Here is an 18,771-nt window from a genome sequence, read left to right on the forward strand (position 1 = left end):
AACAGACCTACTCGTAGGTACGTACGAAAGTTCGTCACCTGTTCCCCGTTTCGTGATCTTGGCCGGAAAACGGCGGAGGCCCGCCGCCCCTCGAAAGGGGACGACGGGCCTCGTGAGAACCTCGCTCGCGCGGTACGGCCTAGAGGTCGAAGTAGAGCTCGAACTCGTGCGGGTGCGGGCGCAGCTGGATCGGGGCGATCTCGTGGGTGCGCTTGTAGTCGATCCAGGTCTCGATCAGGTCGGACGTGAAGACGCCACCGGCCTGCAGGTACTCGTTGTCGTCCTCGAGGGCGTGGAGCACGGCCTCCAGGTTGGTCGGGACCTGCTGGACGTTCGCGTGCTCCTCGGGAGCGAGCTCGTACAGGTCCTTGTCGATCGGCTCCGCGGGCTCGATCTTGTTCTTGATGCCGTCGAGGCCCGCGAGGAGCAGCGCCGAGAAGGCGAGGTACGGGTTCGAGGACGGGTCCGGCGCGCGGAACTCGACGCGCTTGGCCTTCGGGTTCGAGCCCGTGATCGGGATGCGCATGGCGGCGGAGCGGTTGCGCTGCGAGTACACCATGTTGACCGGGGCCTCGAAGCCCGGGACCAGGCGGTGGTACGAGTTCACCGTCGGGTTGGTGAAGGCGAGCAGCGACGGGGCGTGCTTGAGGATGCCGCCGATGTAGTAGCGGGCGGTGTCCGAGAGGCCCGCGTAGCCCGTCTCGTCGTAGAACAGCGGGTCGCCGTTGGCCCACAGCGACTGGTGGACGTGCATGCCCGAGCCGTTGTCGCCGAAGATCGGCTTCGGCATGAAGGTCGCGGTCTTGCCGTTGCGCCAGGCGACGTTCTTGATGATGTACTTGAACAGCATCAGGTCGTCGGCCGAGGCGAGCAGCGTGTTGAACTTGTAGTTGATCTCGGCCTGGCCGGCGGTGCCGACCTCGTGGTGCTGGCGCTCGACCTGGAGGCCGACGTTCTCCAGCTCCAGGGACATCTCCGAGCGCAGGTCGGCGAAGTGGTCGACCGGCGGGGCCGGGAAGTAGCCGCCCTTGTAGCGGACCTTGTAGCCGCGGTTGTTCTCCTCCGAACCGGTGTTCCAGGCGCCGGCCTCGGAGTCGATGTGGTAGAAGCCCTGGTTCGCCGAGGTCTCGAAGCGCACCGAGTCGAAGACGTAGAACTCCGCCTCGGGGCCGAAGTACGCGGTGTCGGCGATGCCGGTGGAGGCGAGGTACGCCTCGGCCTTCTTCGCGATGTTCCGCGGGTCGCGGCTGTAGGCCTCGCCCGTGATCGGGTCGTGGATGAAGAAGTTGATGTTCAGCGTCTTGTCGCGGCGGAAGGGGTCCACGCGGGCCGTCGACAGGTCGGCGCGGAGCGCCATGTCGGACTCGTGGATCGCCTGGAAGCCGCGGATCGACGAGCCGTCGAAGGCGAGCTCCTCCGCCGGGTCGAAGGCCGTCGCCGGGATCGTGAAGTGCTGCATCACGCCCGGAAGGTCGCAGAACCGGACGTCGACCATCTTGACGTCGTTGTCCTTGATGAACTTCTTGACCTCGTCGGCGTTCTGGAACCCGTGCTTCTCGGACATCCAACTCCTCCTACTCCCGGCCCGGGGAGGGGCGGGGTTGCAGCTCGGTCGTGCGGCCAGTGCGGTGGCACACGCTGGACCCGACCATAGGCAGACGGGATTTCTCAAGCATGACCCATTTGTTTCGTCGAAGTTAACCGGAGCGGGTGTGCGGCGCGCTGTGGCGCGCGTACGCCGACCCGGACGGAAGTGATCGAAAACGGGCGCAGTACCGTGGTCGGGTGGACAACAGGCAAGCACTCGGATCGTGGCTCTCCGGCCCCCGTGCCGCGGCGGAGCAAGCAGGCGTGGACTTCGGATACCGGGGGCAGCAGCTGGGACTCCCCGAGGAGGGACCCGGCTCGATCGCCCGCCCGGGCCGCCGGCTCGGCGCCCTCGCAGTCGACTGGGCCCTGTGTCTTCTGATCGCATACGGATTGATCACCGACAGCTACAGCCAGGCGACCAGCAACTGGGCGCTCGGTCTCCTGCTCGTCCTGAGCGTGCTGACCGTCGGCACCATCGGCTCGACGCCCGGCAAGCGCCTCTTCGGCCTGGTGGTCGTCTCGGCGAACGGCGGCCGGCTGAGCCTCTGGCGCGTCGTCGTCCGCTCCGTGCTCGTCTGCCTCGCCGTCCCGGCCCTGATCTGGGACCGCGACGGCCGCGGCCTCCACGACCGCCTCTCCGGCGCCGTCCAGGTCCGTATCTGACCTGTCCGACCTGTCTGCCCCGGCCGACCGCCGACAGGACCCGGCCGACCGCCGACAGCGAGAAGGCCCCGGACCGTGTGGTCCGGGGCCCTTCTTCTCGTGTTCGGTCGGGCGCGTCAGCGCGTCGTTCCGCTCAGCGCATCTTTCCGCCGCGCGGCATCTTCATGCCCTTGGGCATCGGGCCCTTCGGCAGCGGCATGTTGCTCATCAGGTCGCCCATCGCCCGCAGCCGGTCGTTGGCCGCGGTGACCTGCGGGCCGGTGAGCACGCGGGGCAGCTTGAGCATGGTCGTGCGCAGCTTCTTCAGCTCCACCTGGCCCTCGCCGTCGCCGACGATGAGGTCGTGCACCGGCACGTCCACCACGACGCGGCTCATCCGCTTCTTCTCGGCCGCCAGCAGAGTCTTCACCCGGTTCGGGTTGCCCTCCGCCACCAGCACGATGCCCGCCCGGCCGACCGCGCGGTGCACGACGTCCTGGCTGCGGTTCATCGCGACCGCGGGGGTCGTCGTCCAGCCGCGCCCGACGTTCTGCAGCACCGCCGCGGCCGCGCCCGGCTGGCCCTCCATCTGCCCGAAGGCCGCGCGCTCGGCACGCCGCCCGAAGACGATGGCCGCCGCCAGGAGCGCCAGGACGAAGCCCAGGATGCCCAGATAGACCGGATGACCGATGAGGAAGCCGATCGCGAGGAGGACACCGAGTACGACGATGCCCACGCCTGCGACGACAAGTCCGACCTTAGGGTCGGCCTTCCGGGTCATCTTGTACGTGAGGGCGATCTGCTTGAGCCGCCCCTGGTTCGCAGCGTCAGCGCTGCCCGTGTTTGCCTTCCTCGCCATGTCCTGAAGTTTACGTGGCCCGGGAAGCGTGGCCAGACGCGGCCTCCATCACATGCTGGGCCTCGACCCGGTCCTTGGCGTGGCGGCGGTCCTCCAGGACGGAGGTCCAGGCGTTGCGCCGGGCGGTGCGCTGCCCGGCGCCGAGCAGCAGGGCCTCCACGGCCTTCAGGGCGTCGGTGACGGACGGGATCGCGGTGACGCGGACGTGCGTCGATGCGGCCGGCATGTCGGGGTCCTCCCTCGATTGCGGATGAGACGAGGCGGGGGGATGCGAGCGGTGGTGGCGGTGAGTGAATCCAGGCTCACAGATCGGTGTTACCAGGGCGTGACCCAGTGGTCAAACACTGATGAAACGTTGGCGCGGCCGGTCGTGCCACCGGAGAACGCCGACGCGGCCCGTACGTCCCCGCTGAGCTGCGGGGGCGTACGGGCCGCGTTCGATCCGGCCATTACTGACCGGTAACTGCTTGTGCTCGGATTCACACGGCGGGGCCGTGGAGCGATCAGACCGCCTGCGTGGCGTTGTCGACCGCGCCGCGCTTCTCGATCGCCTGCTGGAAGAGGCGGCCCGCGCGGTACGAGGACCGGACCAGCGGGCCCGACATCACACCGGAGAAGCCGATCTCGTCGGCCTCCTCCTTCAGCTCCACGAACTCCTGCGGCTTCACCCAGCGCTCGACGGGGTGGTGCCGCACCGAGGGGCGCAGGTACTGCGTGATCGTGATGAGCTCACAGCCCGCGTCGTGCAGCTGCCGGAGCGCCTCACTGACCTCCTCGCGGGTCTCGCCCATGCCGAGGATCAGGTTCGACTTCGTGACCAGACCGTAGTCGCGGGCCTGGGTGATGACGTCGAGGGAGCGCTCGTAGCGGAAGCCCGGACGGATCCGCTTGAAGATCCGCGGGACGGTCTCGACGTTGTGCGCGAAGACCTCGGGGCGCGAGTCGAAGACCTCCTTCAGGAGCTCCGGCACCGCGTTGAAGTCGGGGGCCAGCAGCTCGACCTTCGTGCGGCCGTCGGCGCGCTCCGCCGTCTGCTGGTGGATCTGGCGCACGGTCTCCGCGTACAGCCAGGCGCCGCCGTCCTCCAGGTCGTCGCGCGCGACGCCGGTGATCGTGGCGTAGTTCAGGTCCATCGTGACGACCGACTCGCCCACGCGCCGCGGCTCGTCACGGTCCAGCGCCTCGGGCTTGCCCGTGTCGATCTGGCAGAAGTCGCAGCGCCGCGTGCACTGGTCGCCGCCGATGAGGAAGGTCGCCTCGCGGTCCTCCCAGCACTCGAAGATGTTGGGACAGCCCGCCTCCTGGCAGACCGTGTGCAGGCCCTCGCTCTTCACGAGGCCCTGCATCTTCGTGTACTCGGGACCCATCTTCGCGCGGGTCTTGATCCACTCGGGCTTGCGCTCGATGGGGGTCTGGGCGTTCCGGACCTCCAGGCGCAGCATCTTGCGTCCGTCGGGTGCGACTGCGGACACATCGGCTCCTGTAGCTTCGATTCTTCGGCGCACACCAGGGTACGCCCGTTGCTTCCCATGCCTTACCTCTGGCCAACCCATGGCCAGAGCCCCGCATTCCTCAGGCCGTGCCCCCAGTGTGGAGGCCGTGCCCGAGCGGGCCGTGCCTCAGACGGAGGCCGGCTCCGCCGGACGCTCGATCTCGCGCGGCTTCAGCTCCGCCTGCTCCAGGACCTCCCGCAGATGGCGCTCCACGACCGGGAGCACCTCCTCGATCGTGAGGTCCCGGCCCAGCTCGTTCGCGAGCGAGGCCACGCCCGCGTCGCGGATCCCGCAGGGGATGATCCGGTCGAACCAGGTGTTGTCCGGGTTCACGTTCAGGGCGAAGCCGTGCATGGTGACGCCCTTGGCGACCCGGATGCCGATGGCGGCGAGCTTGCGGTCCTCGCGGCGCTGGCCGGCGTTGGACGGCGCGTACTCGGGGCCGTTCAGCCGGGGGTCGAACTCCTCGTCGGTGAGACGGGGGTCGAAGTCGAGGGAGAGCCCGCCGAGCGACGGTCGCTGCTCCACCGGGTCGCCCAGGACCCAGACACCGCTGCGCCCCTCGACCCGGCTCGTCTCCACACCGAACTCCGCGGCCGTACGGATCAGGGCGTCCTCCAGGCGGCGGACGTGTGCGACGACGTCCACCGGGCGGGGCAGCTTCATGATCGGGTAGCCGACGAGCTGGCCGGGGCCGTGCCAGGTGATCTTGCCGCCGCGGTCGACGTCCACGACGGGCGTCCCGTCCAGCGGGCGCTCGCTCTCCGCCGTGCGCCGGCCGGCCGTGTAGACCGGCGGGTGCTCCAGGAGCAGACAGGTGTCGGGGGTCTCGTCGGCGAACCGCGCGGCGTGCACCTCGCGCTGCTTGTCCCAGGCCACCTGGTACTCGACGGCTTCCGCGCCGAAACCAAGGCGGACGAATCGCAGCTCACTCACGGCCATGCCTCCTCCTGGGTGCCGGGGACCGGGGACCGGGGATCATCCCGGGCCGGATCGGCACATGCGTCATTCGCGCCCATGCCACTGTACGGCGACACCACGCACACCTGTACGGGGGTGCCGGGGGCGGCGGCGCGGGCGGTGCCGGGGACGCCCCCTACGGGCGGTGCGGGGGTGCCGCCTCCGTCAGCTGGACCGCGGCGGCTACGTCAGCGGTGCCGTCAATCCTCACACGATCGGATGAATGTGGGGCGAAGGTGGCGGTACAGGCCGTGAGGACCGCTAAATTCACGCCGTTCCATGAGGGACCGAACGGGCTGCACCTGGGCCCGGAAGGCAGGAGACCGCACAGCTGATGACGGAACGACCACCGCAGCGCATCCCGAACCGCCAGCTCGCCTCGCTCATCGCCGAAGCCGGGTTCTCCAATGCGGGCCTCGCCAGACGAGTGGACCAGCTCGGTCTGGAACACGGCCTCGATCTGCGGTACGACAAGACCTCCGTGACCCGCTGGCTCCGCGGCCAGCAGCCGCGCGGCACCACCCCCGCCCTCATCGCCGAGGTCTTCACCCGGCGCCTCGGCCGCCGGCTCTCCGCGCAGGACCTCGGTCTCGACGCCTGCGCGCCGGTCTACGCGGGCCTGGAGTTCGCGGCGACCCCCGAGGAGGCCGTCGACATCGTCAGCGGGCTCTGGCGCAAGGACTCCGGCAGCCACGCCGAACTCCGCAAGATCGCCTTCACCCCGGCGGGGCTCGTCGTGCCCAGCCGCGACTGGCTCATCGGCCGCGCCGACGAGCGGGTCGCCCGCGGCGAGCCCGCCCCCGGCCCGCCCTCCTCCCGGTCCCACACCGGGGCGCCCGGCGACCCCCACGCGCGGCCCGACCCGCGCTCCCCGCACGAACCCCGCGTCCCGAACGACCCCCGAGTGGCGCAGCACGACCCGCGCGTCCCCCCGCAGGGCCGCTTCTCCGTGCCCCGGCAGCGCGGTACGGACCGCGGACCCGGCCAGCGGGTCTCCAGCGGCGACATCGCCGCCCTCCGCTCCGTCGGCGAGCTCTTCCGCACCCTCGACCACGCCTACGGCGGCGGCCACGCCCGCCAGGCCCTCGTCCGCTACCTGGAGCACGAGGCCGAGCCGATGCTGCGCGGCACGTACGGCGAGTCCGTCGGCCGCCGCCTCTTCGCCGCAGCCGCCGACCTCACCCGACTCGCCGGCTGGACCTCGTACGACATCGCCGCCCACGGCCTCGCCCAGCGCTACTTCGTCCAGGCGCTGCGCCTCGCCCAGGCCGCCGGCGACCGGGCCTACGGCTCGTACGTGCTCCTCACCATGAGCTGCCAGGCCGTCTACCTCGGCCACGGGAGGGAGGCCGTGCAGCTCGCCCGGGTCGCCCAGCAGGGCGTCGGGCCCGCCGCGCCGCCCGTCGTCCAGGCGATGCTGCACGCGATCGAGGCCCGCGGGCACGCGGTCCTCGGCGAGGCCCGGGTCTGCGGCGCCTCCCTGGTCCGGGCCGAGCGGGCCCTCGAAGCGGCCAGGCCGGGCGACGAGGTGCCCTACTGGGCCAGGATGTTCGACGAGGCCCAGCTCGCCGACGAGCTCGGGCACTGCCACCGCGACCTCCAGCAGTACCGGCCCGCCGCCCAGCACGCCGAGCGCGCCCTCCAGCTGCGCGCACCCGGCTTCGCCCGCAGCCGGCTCTTCTGCCGGGTCGTCCTCGCCACCTCGCGCCTCGCCCTCGGCGAACTCGACCAGGCGTGCGCCCTGGGCGCGGAGGCCGCCCAGCAGGCCTCCGAGATGCGGTCGGCGCGCGCCGTCGAGTACGTCCGCGACTTCGAGCGCCGCCTGGAGCCGTACCGCGACGCCGCGGCCGCCCGCACCTACCGCGACCGCGTGGCCGCCCTCGGCTGAGCCCGGAGCCCGGAGCCCGGAGCCGGAGCCCGGCTCGGAGCCCGCGCCCCGTGCCCCGGAGCCGGAGCCCGGCTCGGAGCCCCGTGCCCCGGGCCGGGGCTGCGTCCGCGTCCGCGTTACGCGGCCTCCTCCGCCGTCTCTTCCTCCTCCTGCGGGAGCCGGACGCCGAGGTCGCCGAGGAGCGCGCGGGCCGCGCGCGCTCCCGAGGCGAGGGCGCCCTGCGGCGTGCCCGCGTCCCGGTGGTCGCCGCACACGTACAGGCCCGCGAGCAGTCGGACCGGGCGGCGGGCGTCGTACGGCGGCGGCATCGCCGGCACGGCCTCCGGAGTGTGGTGCAGGGCCAGCAGCTCCCACTCGTCGGTCGACGTGCCGTACAGCGTGGCGAGGTGCTTGCGGACCCGGCGCTCCGTGTCGTCCGGCGGCGCCCCGAGCACCGTCGAGGTGATCAGGGCCCGGCCCTCCGGGGCGCGGACCGGGTCGACCGCGCTCATCACGGCCGTGTGGGCCACCGGCCCGCCCGGGTCGGACTCCAGGAGCAGCGTCGGGTCCCCGGTGGGCGCCGCGGGCGCCGTGTGGTGCAGGACCGTCACCGCGTGGAAGGCGGGCGCCCGCAGGCCGGGCAGCAGCTCGGCCGCCGTCCGTGCCCCCGTCGCGAGCAGCACCGAGCGGCAGCCGAAGACCCCGTGCTCGGCGGTCGTCACCCGGGAGACGGACGCCTCCGTGACCCGGACGCCGGTACGGACCGTGCCGGGCGGCAGCGAGGCGGCGAGCCGCTCCGGGAGGGCCGCCGAACCGCCCTCCGGTACGGCGAGCCGGCCCCGGGCGAAGGCGCGCAGCGCCAGGTCCGCCCGGCGGCTCGACATGACGAGGTCCGGGTCGCCGAGGAGCGCCGCGAGCAGCGGTCGCAGCACACCCTGCACGGTCCGGGCGGGCAGCCGGGCGGTCAGCGCCTCGCGCGCCGTCCGCTCGGGGCGGGCGAGCAGCCGCTGCGACGGGGTCGCGGCGAGCCGGACCAGGGACGCGCCGAGCCGCGCCTGGTCGAGCGAGGCCGTCGGACGCCGGGGGGCGCTCGCGAGGGCGCGTGCCACGCTGAACGCTCCCCCCACGCTCCGGTGCCCCCCGCCTCGGTGCGTGCCGCCCGCCCTGCGCGGGTGCGGGGCGCCCCACCGGGCGTGCCGGCCGTCGCTGTGCACGAGAACCCCGGGGGCGAAGGGACGGAGCGCGAGGCCGTCGAGCCCCGGCACGGCCCGCAGCTCCTCGGGCGACAGGGTGAGCAGGGGGCCCACCCGGTCGAGCAGGAAGCCGTCGACGGAGTCGGTGGCCATCCGGCCGCCCACCTGCGGCTCCGCCTCCAGGACGGCGACGGAGAGCCCGGCCCCGGTCAGCCGGCGGGCGGCCGTGAGCCCCGCGATCCCGGCCCCCACGATGACGACGTCGACGGTTTCCCCGACGTCCGTTCGCTGTGCGGTACTTGCGGTACTGAGCACGTGCCCCTCCCCAGGTCGGCGCCGCCGGTGGGAGGCCTTATGCCCCCAACCGGCCCCCGGAATGCCCGCGTTCGCGGTCGTATCGAACAATGGGCATCGAGCCTAGGGAGCGCGCCCACGGAAGTCGGCCCGCGCGCGGCGGGGTGCACGCAGCACGGGGGAGCGCAGGGAGCCGGGGGAGGGGTGCGTCAGCGGGCCGCGGCCCTGATCGCCTCGTCGATCGTCGGGAAGGCGAAGTCGAAGCCGGACTCCAACAGCCTCCCCGGCAGCACCCGCTGACTGCCCAGCACGTCCTGGGCGAAGTCCCCGAGCACCAGCTTCAGGGCGGGCGCCGGGACCGTGAACAGGGTCGGCCGCCGCAGGACCCGGCCCATCGCGGCCGTCACCTCGCGGTTGGTGACCGGCTCGGGGGCCGTCAGGTTCACCGGGCCCGACAGGGCCGGGGTGTCGACCACGTGGCGCAGGGCGGCCACCTCGTCGTGGAGGGAGATGTGGGACCAGTACTGGCGGCCGTCGCCCATCCGCCCGCCGAGCCCGGCGCGGAAGACCGGGAAGAGCCGCCCCCACGCCCCGCCCTCGCGGGCCACGACCAGGCCGGTGCGGGCGTACGCGACGCGGATGCCGGCCTCCTCGGCGGGGGCCGCGGCGGCCTCCCACTCCACGCACACCGAGGGCAGGAAGCCCGTCCCGGCGGGCGCGCTCTCGTCGACCGCGCGGCTGCCGGTGTCGCCGTACCAGCCGAGCGCCGTGCCGCACACCAGGACCTCCGGCGGCGAGGCGAGCGAGGCCAGCGCCTCGGCGATCGCCCGCGTGCCGAGGACGCGGCTGTCGCGGATCTCCCGCTTGTACGCCTCGGTCCAGCGGCGTTCGCCGACACCGGCGCCCGCCAGGTGGACGACGGCGTCCACCCCGACGAGTCCGGCGGCGTCCACGTACAGCCGCTTCGGGTCCCACTCGACCTCGTCGGCGGTCGCTGCGGGCCGCCTGACGAGGCGGAGGACGTCGTGGCCGTCGGCGCGCAGGGAGCGGACGAGGGCCCGGCCGATGAGTCCGGATGCGCCGGTGACGGCGACGCGCTTGCGGGTGGCGGAACGCTGCATGGGCTCATCCTGCCCTCCCGGTCCCGTGCGTGACACAGTGGCCGTCATGATCGTGCCGGAGACGCAGATACGTATCGCCGACGCCGGGGACGAGGACGTCCTCGCCGCGCTCGACCGGGCCGCCTGGTCGCCCCTGCACGCCGTGCTGCCCGCGCCGACGGAGCCGTACGAGCCCTTCTTCGACGACCGCCACCGGCCCGGTGACTACCTCGTCGCGGTGGTGGACGGCGCCGTGGCCGGATACATACGGCTCGTCCTGCCGACCCCGCTCGCCGCCACCGCCCACGTGCGCCAGATCCAGGGCCTCGTGGTCGACGAGTCCGTCCGCGGCCGGGGCGTGGCGCGGGCGCTGCTGCGGGCGGCCGTGGAGCGGGCCCGCGGGGAGGGCGCCCGCCGGATCACCCTGCGGGTCCTCGGACACAACGCGCCGGCCCGCGCGCTCTACGCCTCCGAGGGCTTCGCGGTCGAGGGCGTCCTGCCGGGCGAGCTCCTGATCGACGGGGAGTACGTGGACGACGTCCTGATGGGCCGCTCGCTACACGCCTGAGTCGTTTCCGGACGCGGCCGGGCCGTCGTCCCGCGAGCCGCCCCTCGTGCTGTCCCTCGTGCCGTCCTCGGCGGTCGCCTCCCCGAGGAGCCGCATCCCGCCCATCAGCTCGCGCAGGCAGCGGACGGCGAGAGCGGCCGGTGAGCCCTCGCCGCGTACCGGCGCGTCCGTCTCCGCCCAGGTCTCCAGGGCGATCCGGATGGCGTCCGTGGCCGCCGCCGCCGCGAGCCGGATCTCCAGCGGGTCGGTCTCCGGGCCCGCGAGCCCGGCCAGGACCTCCCGCAGCCGCTCCTCGGACTCCTGGTTGACCCGGTACCAGACGGCCCGCAGGGCGGGGTCCTGTGCGGCCGCCCGCAGGAGCCCGCGCGTCCAGCGCACCCCCTCGGCCGCCTCCTCGTCCTCCGCGGCCAGCGACTCGGCGATCGAGCGTTCCAGCGCCTCGGGGAGGCGGGCCCCGGGGCCGGCCGCCGCGAGCTGCTCGCGCCAGCGGTCGGCGCCGCCCGCGAGGAGCGGGGCCACGGCGTCCTGCTTGGAGCGGAAGTACCGGTAGAAGGTGCGCAGGGCGACCCCGGCCCGCTGGGCGATGTCCTCGGCCGTGGTGCCGTCGGGTCCGCGCTCGGTGAAGAGCTCGGCGGCGGCTCGGGCGATGTCCAGCTGGGTCGCGGCCTTGCGGCGCTCCGTCAGGGAGGGGGGCTTGGTGCTCACCGTACGAAGCGTACGCCCGCACCTGCCGAAAGTGCACGACGTGCATCTCTGGCAAAACGTGCCACTCGGGCGTACGGTGGCAGCGTTCCACGGAAGCTTGACATCGAGAGGTTGCCACCATGAACCAGCTGACCCGTTACGAAGGACGCCGCGCCCTCATCACCGGCGGTGGCTCCGGCATCGGCCAGGCCACCGTGCTCCGCGTGCTCGCCGAGGGCGGCCGGGTCGTCGCCGCCGACATCAGCGAGGACGGCCTCAAGGACACCGTCGCCAAGGCCGGCGAGGCCGCCGACCGCCTCACCACGGTCGTCGTGAACGTCGCCGACGAGGACTCCGTACGGGCCGGCGTCGCCGCCGCCGTCGAGGCGCTCGGCGGTCTGGACGTCCTGGTCAACGCGGCCGGCGTCCTGCGCTCCTCGCACACGCACGAGACGAGCCTCGACTCCTTCGAGCAGGTGCTCCGGATCAACCTCACCGGCACCTTCCTCGTGATCCGCGAGTCGATACCGGCCCTCCTGGAGGGCAACGGCTCCGCCGTCGTGAACTTCTCCTCGACCTCCGCGATGTTCGCCCACCCCTACATGGCGGCCTACGCGGCCAGCAAGGGCGGCATCCAGTCCATGACCCACGCGCTCGCCGCCGAGTACGCCAAGCAGGGCATCCGCTTCACCGCCGTCCAGCCCGGCTCCATCTCCTCCGGCATGACCGACGGCACCGGCGCCAGCAAGCAGTCGATCGGCCCCGGCCTGCCCGAGGACACCGACTGGTCCCTCTTCGCCAAGCTCGCCCCCGCCCTCGGCCAGGGCTTCGCCGGTCCCGAGACGGTCGCCGGCGTCGTCGCGATGCTCGCGAGCGAGGACGGGAAGTTCATCACCGGCACCGAGGTCCGCGTCGACGGCGGCACGCACTTCTGACGGGCGCGGGTACGGAAGCGCCGGCACGAGAGCCGGTACGGAAGAGCCGTACGAATGAGCCGGTACGGACCCGGGGCGGGACGGCCCCCCGGGTCCGTACCTCTTCCTGCTTCCCTCTCCTGCTCCTACGCGGCCCCGAAGCGCTCCCACAGCCGGGGGAAGCGGGCCGCGAGGACACCGTCGTCCTCCAGGTCGAAGGGCGCGCCCAGCGGCTCCCCGCCCGGCATCGGAATGCCCAGGTCCGGGGTCTCGGCGCCGGTCAGCTGCTCGTACGCCTCGTCCGCCGCGAAACCGATCTCCTCGCCGTCCCCGTCGATCTCCACGTCGAAGTCGGCGAGCAGCTCCGCCAGCGCGTCCGGATCGTGCACCGCCCCCTCGAAGACCTCCCGGCCCTGGCCGATGAGCCAGCAGCGGAAGAAGTCGAAGGTGTCGTCGCCGGACCTGCCGAGGAGCACGGCGGCCGCGCCCCACAGGTCCCAGAGGTACGCGCGGTTGTAGCGGGCCTCGAAATGGCGGGCGTAGTCGAGCACGGAGTCGGGATCCAGCCGGGTCAGCCGTTCCACGAGCAGATCGGCCTGTTCCTCGGGGTCGCCCTCGGCGGCCTCGCGGGTGGCGTCGATGATCTCCCAGAACTCCGTCTCGTCCATCACGGGACCAGCATCCTGTCTCGGCGGGCGCGACGCACCCGGAATGCCCGAAGAACTCCGGAAATGAATCCGGACAGAAGATGTCGTACTTTCCTGCCAGTCTGGTGTCCATGACGACGGAAACCACACCCCTGCGGGGACGTATCTGCCTGGTCGCCGGAGCCACCCGGGGCGCGGGACGGGCCATCGCCGTCCAGCTCGGCGCCGCCGGAGCCACCGTGTACGTCACGGGGCGCACCACCCGCGAGAAGGTCAGCGAGGTCGGCCGCGCCACCGAGACCATCGAGGAGACGGCCGAACTGGTGACGGCCGCGGGGGGCGAGGGCATCGCCGTGCCGACCGACCATTTGGAGCAGGACCAGGTCCGGGCCCTGGTCGACCGGATCGACCGGGAACGGGGACGGCTCGATGTCCTCGTCAACGACGTGTGGGGCGGCGAGCACCTCCTCGTCTTCGGGAAGAAGACCTGGGAGAACGACCTTGCCGGCGGCCTCAGGATGCTCGAACTCGGTGTCCGGACGCACGTCATCACCTCGTACACGGCCCTGCCGCTGCTCATCAGGAACCCCGGCGGGCTCGTCGTCGAGGTCACCGACGGCACCACCGAGTACAACGGCACCCGCTTCCGCGAGAACCTCTTCTACGACCTCGCCAAGAACGCCCCCCTCCGGATGGCCTTCGGCCTCGGCAAGGAACTGGAGGAGTACGGCGGCACGGCCGTCGCCCTCACCCCCGGCTGGCTCAGGTCCGAGCAGATGCTCGCGGCCTTCGGCGTCACCGAGGAGAACTGGCGGGACGCCGTCGAGAGGATCCCCGGATTCGCCGTCGCCGAGTCCCCGGTGTACGTCGGCAGGGCCGTCGCCGCCCTCGCCGCCGACGCCGACCGCCGTCGCTGGAACGGCCAGTCGCTCTCCAGCGGCCAGTTGGCCCGGGAGTACGGCTTCACCGACGCCGACGGCTCGCAGCCGGACGCCTGGGGCTACATGTTCGCGGACGAGACGGGAACGCCGGACGTGGCCGACTACCGGTAGGGCCGGGGGCCCGGGACCGGCCCTACCGGTAGGGCCGGTCCCGGGACCGGCCCGGTCGGGCGCCGAGGCCGGCCCGACCCCGGTGGGCCCCGGGGAGGCCCGTCCCGTCCCGGTCAGGAGTACAGCGTCGCCAGGCCCCGGGCCGCCGCCGTGAAGCGTGCGCGGAGTGCGGCCGGGGCCAGGACCTCGGCCTCCGGGCCCAGGGTGAGCAGCTGGGAGAAGGCGACCTCCTCGCTCTCCACGCGCAGGACGACCCGCAGCCGGCCGTCGTCCTCCGCGGCCCCCGCCGCCAGGGCCTCCTCGGCGGCCGCTCGGTCCGTCACGTGCGGCAGCCGCCGCGCGCCCGCCTCCGAGAGCCGCAGGACGACCTCCGCGCGGAGCAGCGAGCGGGCGAACTCCGCCGCCCGCTCCTCCCAGAACGACGGCAGGTCGAAGTCCTCGTCCCGGACGAACCGCTCCTCGCCCACGGCGACCGCCGTGAACCGGTCCACGCGGTACGTGCGGAAGGAGGAGTCGGCCCGCGCGCACACGTACCAGACACCCGCCTTCAGGACGAGGCCGTACGGACACAGCTCCCGCTCCACCTCCTCGCCGTCCCCGCGCAGATAGCGGGCGAAGAGCAGCCGGTCGTCCCAGACCGCCTCCGCGACCGGGGCGAGCAGCTCCGGGGTCTCCGGCTCCTGGTACCAGCCGGGCGCGTCCAGAAGGAAGCGCCGGCCCACCGCGTCCGGGGCGTCCCGCAGGGAGGGCAGCAGCGCCGCCGACACCTTCAGCCGCGCCGCCGAGGCCGCGTCCGCGAGGCCCAGATCGCGCAGCGCGCCCGGCAGCCCGGAGAGGAACAGCGCCTCCGCCTCGCCGCGCGCGAGCCCCGTGAGCTGCGTCCGGTAGCCGCCGACCAGCCGGTAGCCGCCCGCGCGGCCCCGGTCCGCGTACACCGGGACCCCCGCCTCGGAGAGGGCGAGCGCGTCCCGGGTGATGGTCCGCTCCGACACCTCCAGTTCGGCGGCCAGTTCGGCGGCCGTCATCGACGGCCGGGACTGGAGCAACAGGACCAGCTTGATGAGACGTGCGGCACGCATGGGCCTATTTTCAGGGCTCGGTTCGCCTCCGGGGCGCAGAACCGGGCTCACGACCTCGGGGCGACACGCCGAGGGGCCGTGCCCGTACGAGACGTACGGGCACGGCCCCTCGGAACCGATCAGCCGGCCGGACTACAGGCCGTAGCGCTCGCGCGCCTCCTTCACGGCCGTCGCCTGGACCTCGCCGCGCCGCGCGAGCTGCGCGAGCGAGGCGACGACGATCGACTGGGCGTCGACGCCGAAGTGGCGGCGGGCCGCGTCGCGGGTGTCCGAGAGGCCGAAGCCGTCGGCGCCCAGCGAGGACCAGTCCTGCTCGACCCACTGCGCGATCTGGTCCGGGACCTGGCGCATGTAGTCGGAGACCGCCAGGACCGGCGAGTCGATGCCCTCCAGGGCCTTGCGGACGTACGGCACCTGCTCCTCGCCGCGCAGGAGGGCCGCGTCGGCCTCCAGGGCGTCGCGCCGCAGCTCCGTCCAGGAGGTCGCGGACCACACGTCGGCGGCCACGCCCCACTCGGCGGCGAGCAGCTTCTGCGCCTCGAGGGCCCAGTGGATGGCCGTGCCGGAGGAGAGGAGCTGGATGCGCGAGGCGTTCGCGGGCAGGTCGAGACCGGCCGACTCCGCGGTGTTGAAGCGGTAGAGGCCCTTGACGATGCCCTCGTCGATGCCGGACGGCTTGGCCGGCTGCGGCATCGGCTCGTTGTAGACCGTCAGGTAGTAGAAGACGTCCTGGTCCTCGCCCTCGGCGGCCTCGCCGTACATCCGGCGCAGACCCTCCTTGACGATGACGGCGACCTCGTAGGCGAACGCCGGGTCGTACGTCAGCGCCGCCGGGTTCGTGGCCGCGATCACCGGCGAGTGGCCGTCGGCGTGCTGGAGGCCCTCACCGGTCAGGGTGGTGCGGCCGGCGGTCGCGCCGACGAGGAAGCCGCGGCCGAGCTGGTCGCCGAGCTGCCACATCTGGTCGGCGGTCCGCTGCCAGCCGAACATCGAGTAGAAGATGTAGAACGGGATCATCGCCTCGCCGTGCGTGGAGTACGCGGTGGAAGCGGCGATGAAGTCGGCCATCGAACCGGCCTCGGTGATCCCCTCGTTGAGGATCTGGCCGTTGACGGCCTCCTTGTAGTACATCAGCTGGTCGCGGTCGACCGGCTCGTACGTCTGGCCCTTCGGCGAGTAGATGCCGAGCGACGGGAACAGCGACTCCATACCGAAGGTACGGGCCTCGTCCGGGACGATCGGGACCCAGCGCTTGCCGGTCTCCTTGTCGCGGATCAAGTCCTTGATGAGTCGCACGAAGGCCATCGTGGTCGCCATCGACTGCGAGCCGGAGCCCTTGTCGAAGGCCGTGAAGGCCTTGTCGGCGGGGGCCGGCAGCGGGGCCAGCGCGTGGGTGCGGCGGGCCGGGGCCGGGCCGCCGAGGGCCGCGCGGCGCTCCTGGAGGTAGCGGACCTCGGGGGAGTCGGCGCCGGGGTGGCCGTAGGGCACCTGGCCGTCGACGAACTGCGCGTCCGAGATCGGGAGCTCGAGAAGGTCACGCATGTTCTTGAACTCGTCGGTCGTGAGCTTCTTCATCTGGTGGTTCGCGTTCTTCGACGCGAAGCCCTCACCGAGGGTGAAGCCCTTGACGGTCTGCGCGAGGATGACCGTCGGCGCGCCCTTGAACTCCAGGGCGGCCTTGTACGCGGCGTACACCTTGCGCGGCTCGTGGCCACCGCGGGAGAGGTGGAAACACTCGAGGATCTTGTCGTCGCTCAGCAGCTGCGCCATCGCGACGAGCGCCGGGTCCTTGCCGAAGAAGTCCTGGCGGATGTAGGCGGCGTCGCGGGTCTGGTACGTCTGGACCTGCGCGTCCGGCACCTCGCGGAGGCGGCGGACGAGGGCGCCGGTGGTGTCGAGCGCGAACAGCTCGTCCCAGGCGTTGCCCCACAGCGACTTCACGACGTTCCAGCCGGCGCCGCGGAACTGGGCCTCCAGCTCCTGCACGATCTTGAAGTTGGCGCGGACCGGGCCGTCGAGGCGCTGCAGGTTGCAGTTGATGACGAAGGTCAGGTTGTCCAGACCCTCGCGGGCGGCGAGCGCGAGGGCTGCCGTCGACTCGGGCTCGTCCATCTCGCCGTCACCGAGGAAGGCCCACACGTGGGACGCGGAGACGTCCTTGATGGAGCGGTTCGTCAGGTAGCGGTTGAAGCGCGCCTGGTAGATCGCGGAGAGCGGGCCGAGACCCATGGAGACGGTGGGGAACTCCCACAGCCAGGGCAGCCGGCGCGGGTGCGGGTAGGAGGGCAGGCCGTTGCCGCCGGACTCCTGCCGGAAGTTGTCGAGCTGGGCCTCGTTCAGGCGCCCGTCGAGGAACGCGCGGGCGTAGATGCCGGGGGAGGCGTGGCCCTGGATGTAGAGCTGGTCGCCGGAACCGTCGGCTTCCTTGCCCTGGAAGAAGTGGTTGAAGCCGGTCTCGTAGAGCCAGGCCGCCGAGGCGAAGGTGGCGATGTGGCCGCCGACCCCGTACTTGGAGCCGCGGGTGACCATCGCGGCCGCGTTCCAGCGGTTCCAGGCGGTGATCTTCCGCTCCATCTCCTCGTCGCCGCCGAACTCGGCGATCGACGGCTCCGCGGAGGTGGGGATGGTGTTGACGTAGTCCGTCTCCAGCAGCTTGGGCAGGGCGAGGCCCGCGCCCTCGGCGTGCTGGAGCGTGCGGCGCATCAGGTAGGCGGCCCGGTGAGGGCCGGCGGCCTTGGTGACGGCGTCCAGGGAGGCCGCCCACTCGGCGGTCTCCTCGGTGTCACGGTCCGGGAGCTGGTCGAGCTCGCTCGGAATCTTGCCTACGGGATCGGTCATGATCGCCGCCTTCCGGACAGGTGGGGGTGGAGAAAAGGGGGCCTTGTCTGGCAGGACAGGGCGAAGGGCCGGGTGACGGCCCGCCGAAGACTGTAAACCGACGATCGATGATCGATCAAAGGGTTGAAGGGGAAAACCTCTTCAGATCGAGAAAGTCGGCACAGGGTGCCGCGAAGCAGGGCACCGGGTGCCTCGTATTCGCCTTGATTCTGGCTTGTTCTCGCAGGTGGGAGCGGTCGTCTGAGGGCATGCTCGCACGAATGAGCGGGCCCGCCGGAGAGGTGGGCCCGCTCGATTCCTGCAACCGAAGGGGGAGACGTCAGGCGCGCGGGGCGCAGCCCAGGACGTGCGCCTTCACGAGCGCCCCGATGTTCGGGTCACCCCTGCGGAAGGCCTCCACCAGCTCCTGGTGCTCCTCCGCGTACGACTTCTGGACCGTGCCGAGCCAGCGGATCGACAGGGCCGTGAAGACCTCGATGCCGAGCGTCTCCCAGGTGTGCAGCAGCACGGCGTTCCCGGCGGCCTTCACCAACTCCCGGTGGAAGGCCACCGTGTGCCGCACCTGCGCCGTGCCGTCGGCGGTCGCGTCCGCCTCGTACAGCGCCGTCACATGCGGCTCGAGGGCCGAGCAGTCCGTCGCCAGACGTCCGGCGGCCAGCTCGGCCGCGATCTGCTCCAGACCGGCTCGTACGGGGTAGCTCTCCTCCAGGTCGGCCGCGGTGAGATTGCGGACCCGGACGCCCTTGTTGGGGGCCGACTCGATCAGGCGCAGGGACTCCAGCTCGCGCAGGGCCTCGCGGACCGGGGTCTGGCTGACCTCCAGCTCCGTCGCGATCCGGCGCTCCACGATGCGCTCGCCCGGCTTCCAGCGGCCGCTGACGATCCCCTCCACGATGTGCTCGCGGATCTGTTCGCGCAGCGAGTGGACGACGGGGACGGTCATGAAGGCTCCTTGGGGAGTGTTGACCCTTAGACAATACGGCGGCGCCCC

17 protein-coding genes are annotated in these 18,771 nt (G+C 72.3%); 5 read left to right on the plus strand and 12 right to left on the minus strand.

All coding sequences use genetic code 11. The features are described 5' to 3' along the window. Positions 1–139: 139 nt before the first annotated feature. Positions 140–1,564, minus strand: a complete 1,425-nt coding sequence (gene glnA, locus SGA01_RS11050) for a type I glutamate--ammonia ligase (protein ID WP_141295977.1) — start codon at positions 1,562–1,564, stop codon at positions 140–142. Between the two features lie 221 nt (positions 1,565–1,785). On the opposite strand from glnA, the gene SGA01_RS11055 reads away from it, so the two are divergent. Beyond that, a complete protein-coding gene (locus SGA01_RS11055) occupies positions 1,786–2,253 on the plus strand; it encodes an RDD family protein (RefSeq protein ID WP_055643957.1) in 468 nt (155 codons plus the stop codon). A 133-nt stretch (positions 2,254–2,386) separates the two neighbouring features. Here SGA01_RS11055 and SGA01_RS11060 read toward each other — a convergent pair whose 3' ends face one another. The 4 genes from SGA01_RS11060 to lipB all read right to left on the minus strand — a co-directional run bounded on the left by SGA01_RS11060 (position 2,387) and on the right by lipB (position 5,520). Beyond that, entirely contained in the window at positions 2,387–3,091 is a 705-nt protein-coding gene (locus SGA01_RS11060) for a DUF4191 domain-containing protein (protein ID WP_141295981.1), read from the minus strand. Positions 3,092–3,101: 10 nt separating this feature from the next. Then, positions 3,102–3,317, minus strand: a complete 216-nt coding sequence (locus SGA01_RS11065) for an SCO2195 family GlnR-regulated protein (protein ID WP_141295984.1) — start codon at positions 3,315–3,317, stop codon at positions 3,102–3,104. Positions 3,318–3,594: 277 nt separating this feature from the next. Further along, entirely contained in the window at positions 3,595–4,563 is a 969-nt protein-coding gene (lipA, locus tag SGA01_RS11070) for a lipoyl synthase (RefSeq protein ID WP_055643960.1), read from the minus strand. Between the two features lie 147 nt (positions 4,564–4,710). Beyond that, positions 4,711–5,520 carry a lipoyl(octanoyl) transferase LipB gene (gene lipB, locus SGA01_RS11075; protein WP_141295987.1) on the minus strand — a complete coding sequence of 270 codons (810 nt, stop codon included), beginning with the start codon at positions 5,518–5,520 and terminating at the stop codon, positions 4,711–4,713. Between the two features lie 358 nt (positions 5,521–5,878). On the opposite strand from lipB, the gene SGA01_RS11080 reads away from it, so the two are divergent. Then, the gene (locus SGA01_RS11080) at positions 5,879–7,432 is read left to right on the plus strand and encodes an NsdA family TPR-like regulatory protein (RefSeq protein ID WP_141295990.1); all 1,554 of its coding nucleotides are present in this window, start codon (positions 5,879–5,881) and stop codon (positions 7,430–7,432) included. Positions 7,433–7,548: 116 nt separating this feature from the next. Here SGA01_RS11080 and SGA01_RS11085 read toward each other — a convergent pair whose 3' ends face one another. Both SGA01_RS11085 and SGA01_RS11090 read right to left on the minus strand, forming a co-directional pair. Next, on the minus strand, positions 7,549–8,919 hold the full coding sequence (locus SGA01_RS11085) for an NAD(P)/FAD-dependent oxidoreductase (RefSeq protein ID WP_141295993.1): 1,371 nt from the start codon (positions 8,917–8,919) through the stop codon (positions 7,549–7,551). A 188-nt stretch (positions 8,920–9,107) separates the two neighbouring features. Next, entirely contained in the window at positions 9,108–10,019 is a 912-nt protein-coding gene (locus SGA01_RS11090; RefSeq protein ID WP_141295996.1) for a TIGR01777 family oxidoreductase, read from the minus strand. A 46-nt stretch (positions 10,020–10,065) separates the two neighbouring features. On the opposite strand from SGA01_RS11090, the gene SGA01_RS11095 reads away from it, so the two are divergent. Beyond that, on the plus strand, positions 10,066–10,566 hold the full coding sequence (locus SGA01_RS11095; protein WP_141296392.1) for a GNAT family N-acetyltransferase: 501 nt from the start codon (positions 10,066–10,068) through the stop codon (positions 10,564–10,566). Here the strand turns inward: SGA01_RS11095 and SGA01_RS11100 are convergent. Then, complete coding sequence (locus SGA01_RS11100) at positions 10,555–11,271, minus strand: TetR/AcrR family transcriptional regulator (protein WP_141295998.1); 717 nt, start codon at positions 11,269–11,271, stop codon at positions 10,555–10,557. The two genes, SGA01_RS11095 and SGA01_RS11100, sit on opposite strands and share 12 nt — an antisense overlap. A 119-nt stretch (positions 11,272–11,390) precedes the next feature. Here SGA01_RS11100 and SGA01_RS11105 point away from each other — a divergent pair, with 119 nt between their 5' ends. Beyond that, positions 11,391–12,185: an SDR family NAD(P)-dependent oxidoreductase gene (locus tag SGA01_RS11105; RefSeq protein ID WP_099054276.1), complete on the plus strand. Its 795-nt coding sequence runs from the start codon at positions 11,391–11,393 to the stop codon at positions 12,183–12,185. A 125-nt stretch (positions 12,186–12,310) separates the two neighbouring features. Here SGA01_RS11105 and SGA01_RS11110 read toward each other — a convergent pair whose 3' ends face one another. Further along, entirely contained in the window at positions 12,311–12,832 is a 522-nt protein-coding gene (locus tag SGA01_RS11110; protein WP_141296395.1) for a DUF4240 domain-containing protein, read from the minus strand. A gap of 110 nt (positions 12,833–12,942) precedes the next feature. Here SGA01_RS11110 and SGA01_RS11115 point away from each other — a divergent pair, with 110 nt between their 5' ends. Continuing rightward, positions 12,943–13,863, plus strand: coding sequence for an SDR family oxidoreductase (locus SGA01_RS11115; protein WP_141296001.1), 921 nt, complete (start codon positions 12,943–12,945; stop codon positions 13,861–13,863). Positions 13,864–13,976: 113 nt separating this feature from the next. Here SGA01_RS11115 and SGA01_RS11120 read toward each other — a convergent pair whose 3' ends face one another. The 3 genes from SGA01_RS11120 to SGA01_RS11130 all read right to left on the minus strand — a co-directional run bounded on the left by SGA01_RS11120 (position 13,977) and on the right by SGA01_RS11130 (position 18,723). After that, positions 13,977–14,942 carry a helix-turn-helix transcriptional regulator gene (locus tag SGA01_RS11120; protein WP_141296004.1) on the minus strand — a complete coding sequence of 322 codons (966 nt, stop codon included), beginning with the start codon at positions 14,940–14,942 and terminating at the stop codon, positions 13,977–13,979. A gap of 132 nt (positions 14,943–15,074) precedes the next feature. After that, on the minus strand, positions 15,075–17,780 hold the full coding sequence (aceE, locus tag SGA01_RS11125; protein WP_141296007.1) for a pyruvate dehydrogenase (acetyl-transferring), homodimeric type: 2,706 nt from the start codon (positions 17,778–17,780) through the stop codon (positions 15,075–15,077). 319 nt (positions 17,781–18,099) lie between these two features. Continuing rightward, entirely contained in the window at positions 18,100–18,723 is a 624-nt protein-coding gene (locus SGA01_RS11130; protein WP_055643967.1) for a GntR family transcriptional regulator, read from the minus strand. Positions 18,724–18,771 lie beyond the last annotated feature (48 nt).

This window comes from Streptomyces gardneri, from assembly GCF_006539185.1.
GTDB classification, from domain to species: Bacteria; Actinomycetota; Actinomycetes; order Streptomycetales; family Streptomycetaceae; genus Streptomyces; species Streptomyces gardneri.

Excerpts from the sequence above, each read along its gene's own strand:
- glnA (WP_141295977.1), bottom strand. The coding sequence starts at position 1,564 with ATGTCCGAGAAGCACGGGTTCCAGAACGCCGACGAGGTCAAGAAGTTC.
- SGA01_RS11060 (WP_141295981.1), bottom strand. The coding sequence starts at position 3,091 with ATGGCGAGGAAGGCAAACACGGGCAGCGCTGACGCTGCGAACCAGGGG.
- SGA01_RS11065 (WP_141295984.1), bottom strand. The coding sequence starts at position 3,317 with ATGCCGGCCGCATCGACGCACGTCCGCGTCACCGCGATCCCGTCCGTC.
- SGA01_RS11080 (WP_141295990.1), top strand. The coding sequence starts at position 5,879 with ATGACGGAACGACCACCGCAGCGCATCCCGAACCGCCAGCTCGCCTCG.
- SGA01_RS11090 (WP_141295996.1), bottom strand. The coding sequence starts at position 10,019 with ATGCAGCGTTCCGCCACCCGCAAGCGCGTCGCCGTCACCGGCGCATCC.
- SGA01_RS11095 (WP_141296392.1), top strand. The coding sequence starts at position 10,066 with ATGATCGTGCCGGAGACGCAGATACGTATCGCCGACGCCGGGGACGAG.
- SGA01_RS11105 (WP_099054276.1), top strand. The coding sequence starts at position 11,391 with ATGAACCAGCTGACCCGTTACGAAGGACGCCGCGCCCTCATCACCGGC.
- SGA01_RS11110 (WP_141296395.1), bottom strand. The coding sequence starts at position 12,832 with ATGGACGAGACGGAGTTCTGGGAGATCATCGACGCCACCCGCGAGGCC.
- SGA01_RS11115 (WP_141296001.1), top strand. The coding sequence starts at position 12,943 with ATGACGACGGAAACCACACCCCTGCGGGGACGTATCTGCCTGGTCGCC.
- SGA01_RS11120 (WP_141296004.1), bottom strand. The coding sequence starts at position 14,942 with ATGCGTGCCGCACGTCTCATCAAGCTGGTCCTGTTGCTCCAGTCCCGG.
- aceE (WP_141296007.1), bottom strand. The coding sequence starts at position 17,780 with ATGACCGATCCCGTAGGCAAGATTCCGAGCGAGCTCGACCAGCTCCCG.
- SGA01_RS11130 (WP_055643967.1), bottom strand. The coding sequence starts at position 18,723 with ATGACCGTCCCCGTCGTCCACTCGCTGCGCGAACAGATCCGCGAGCAC.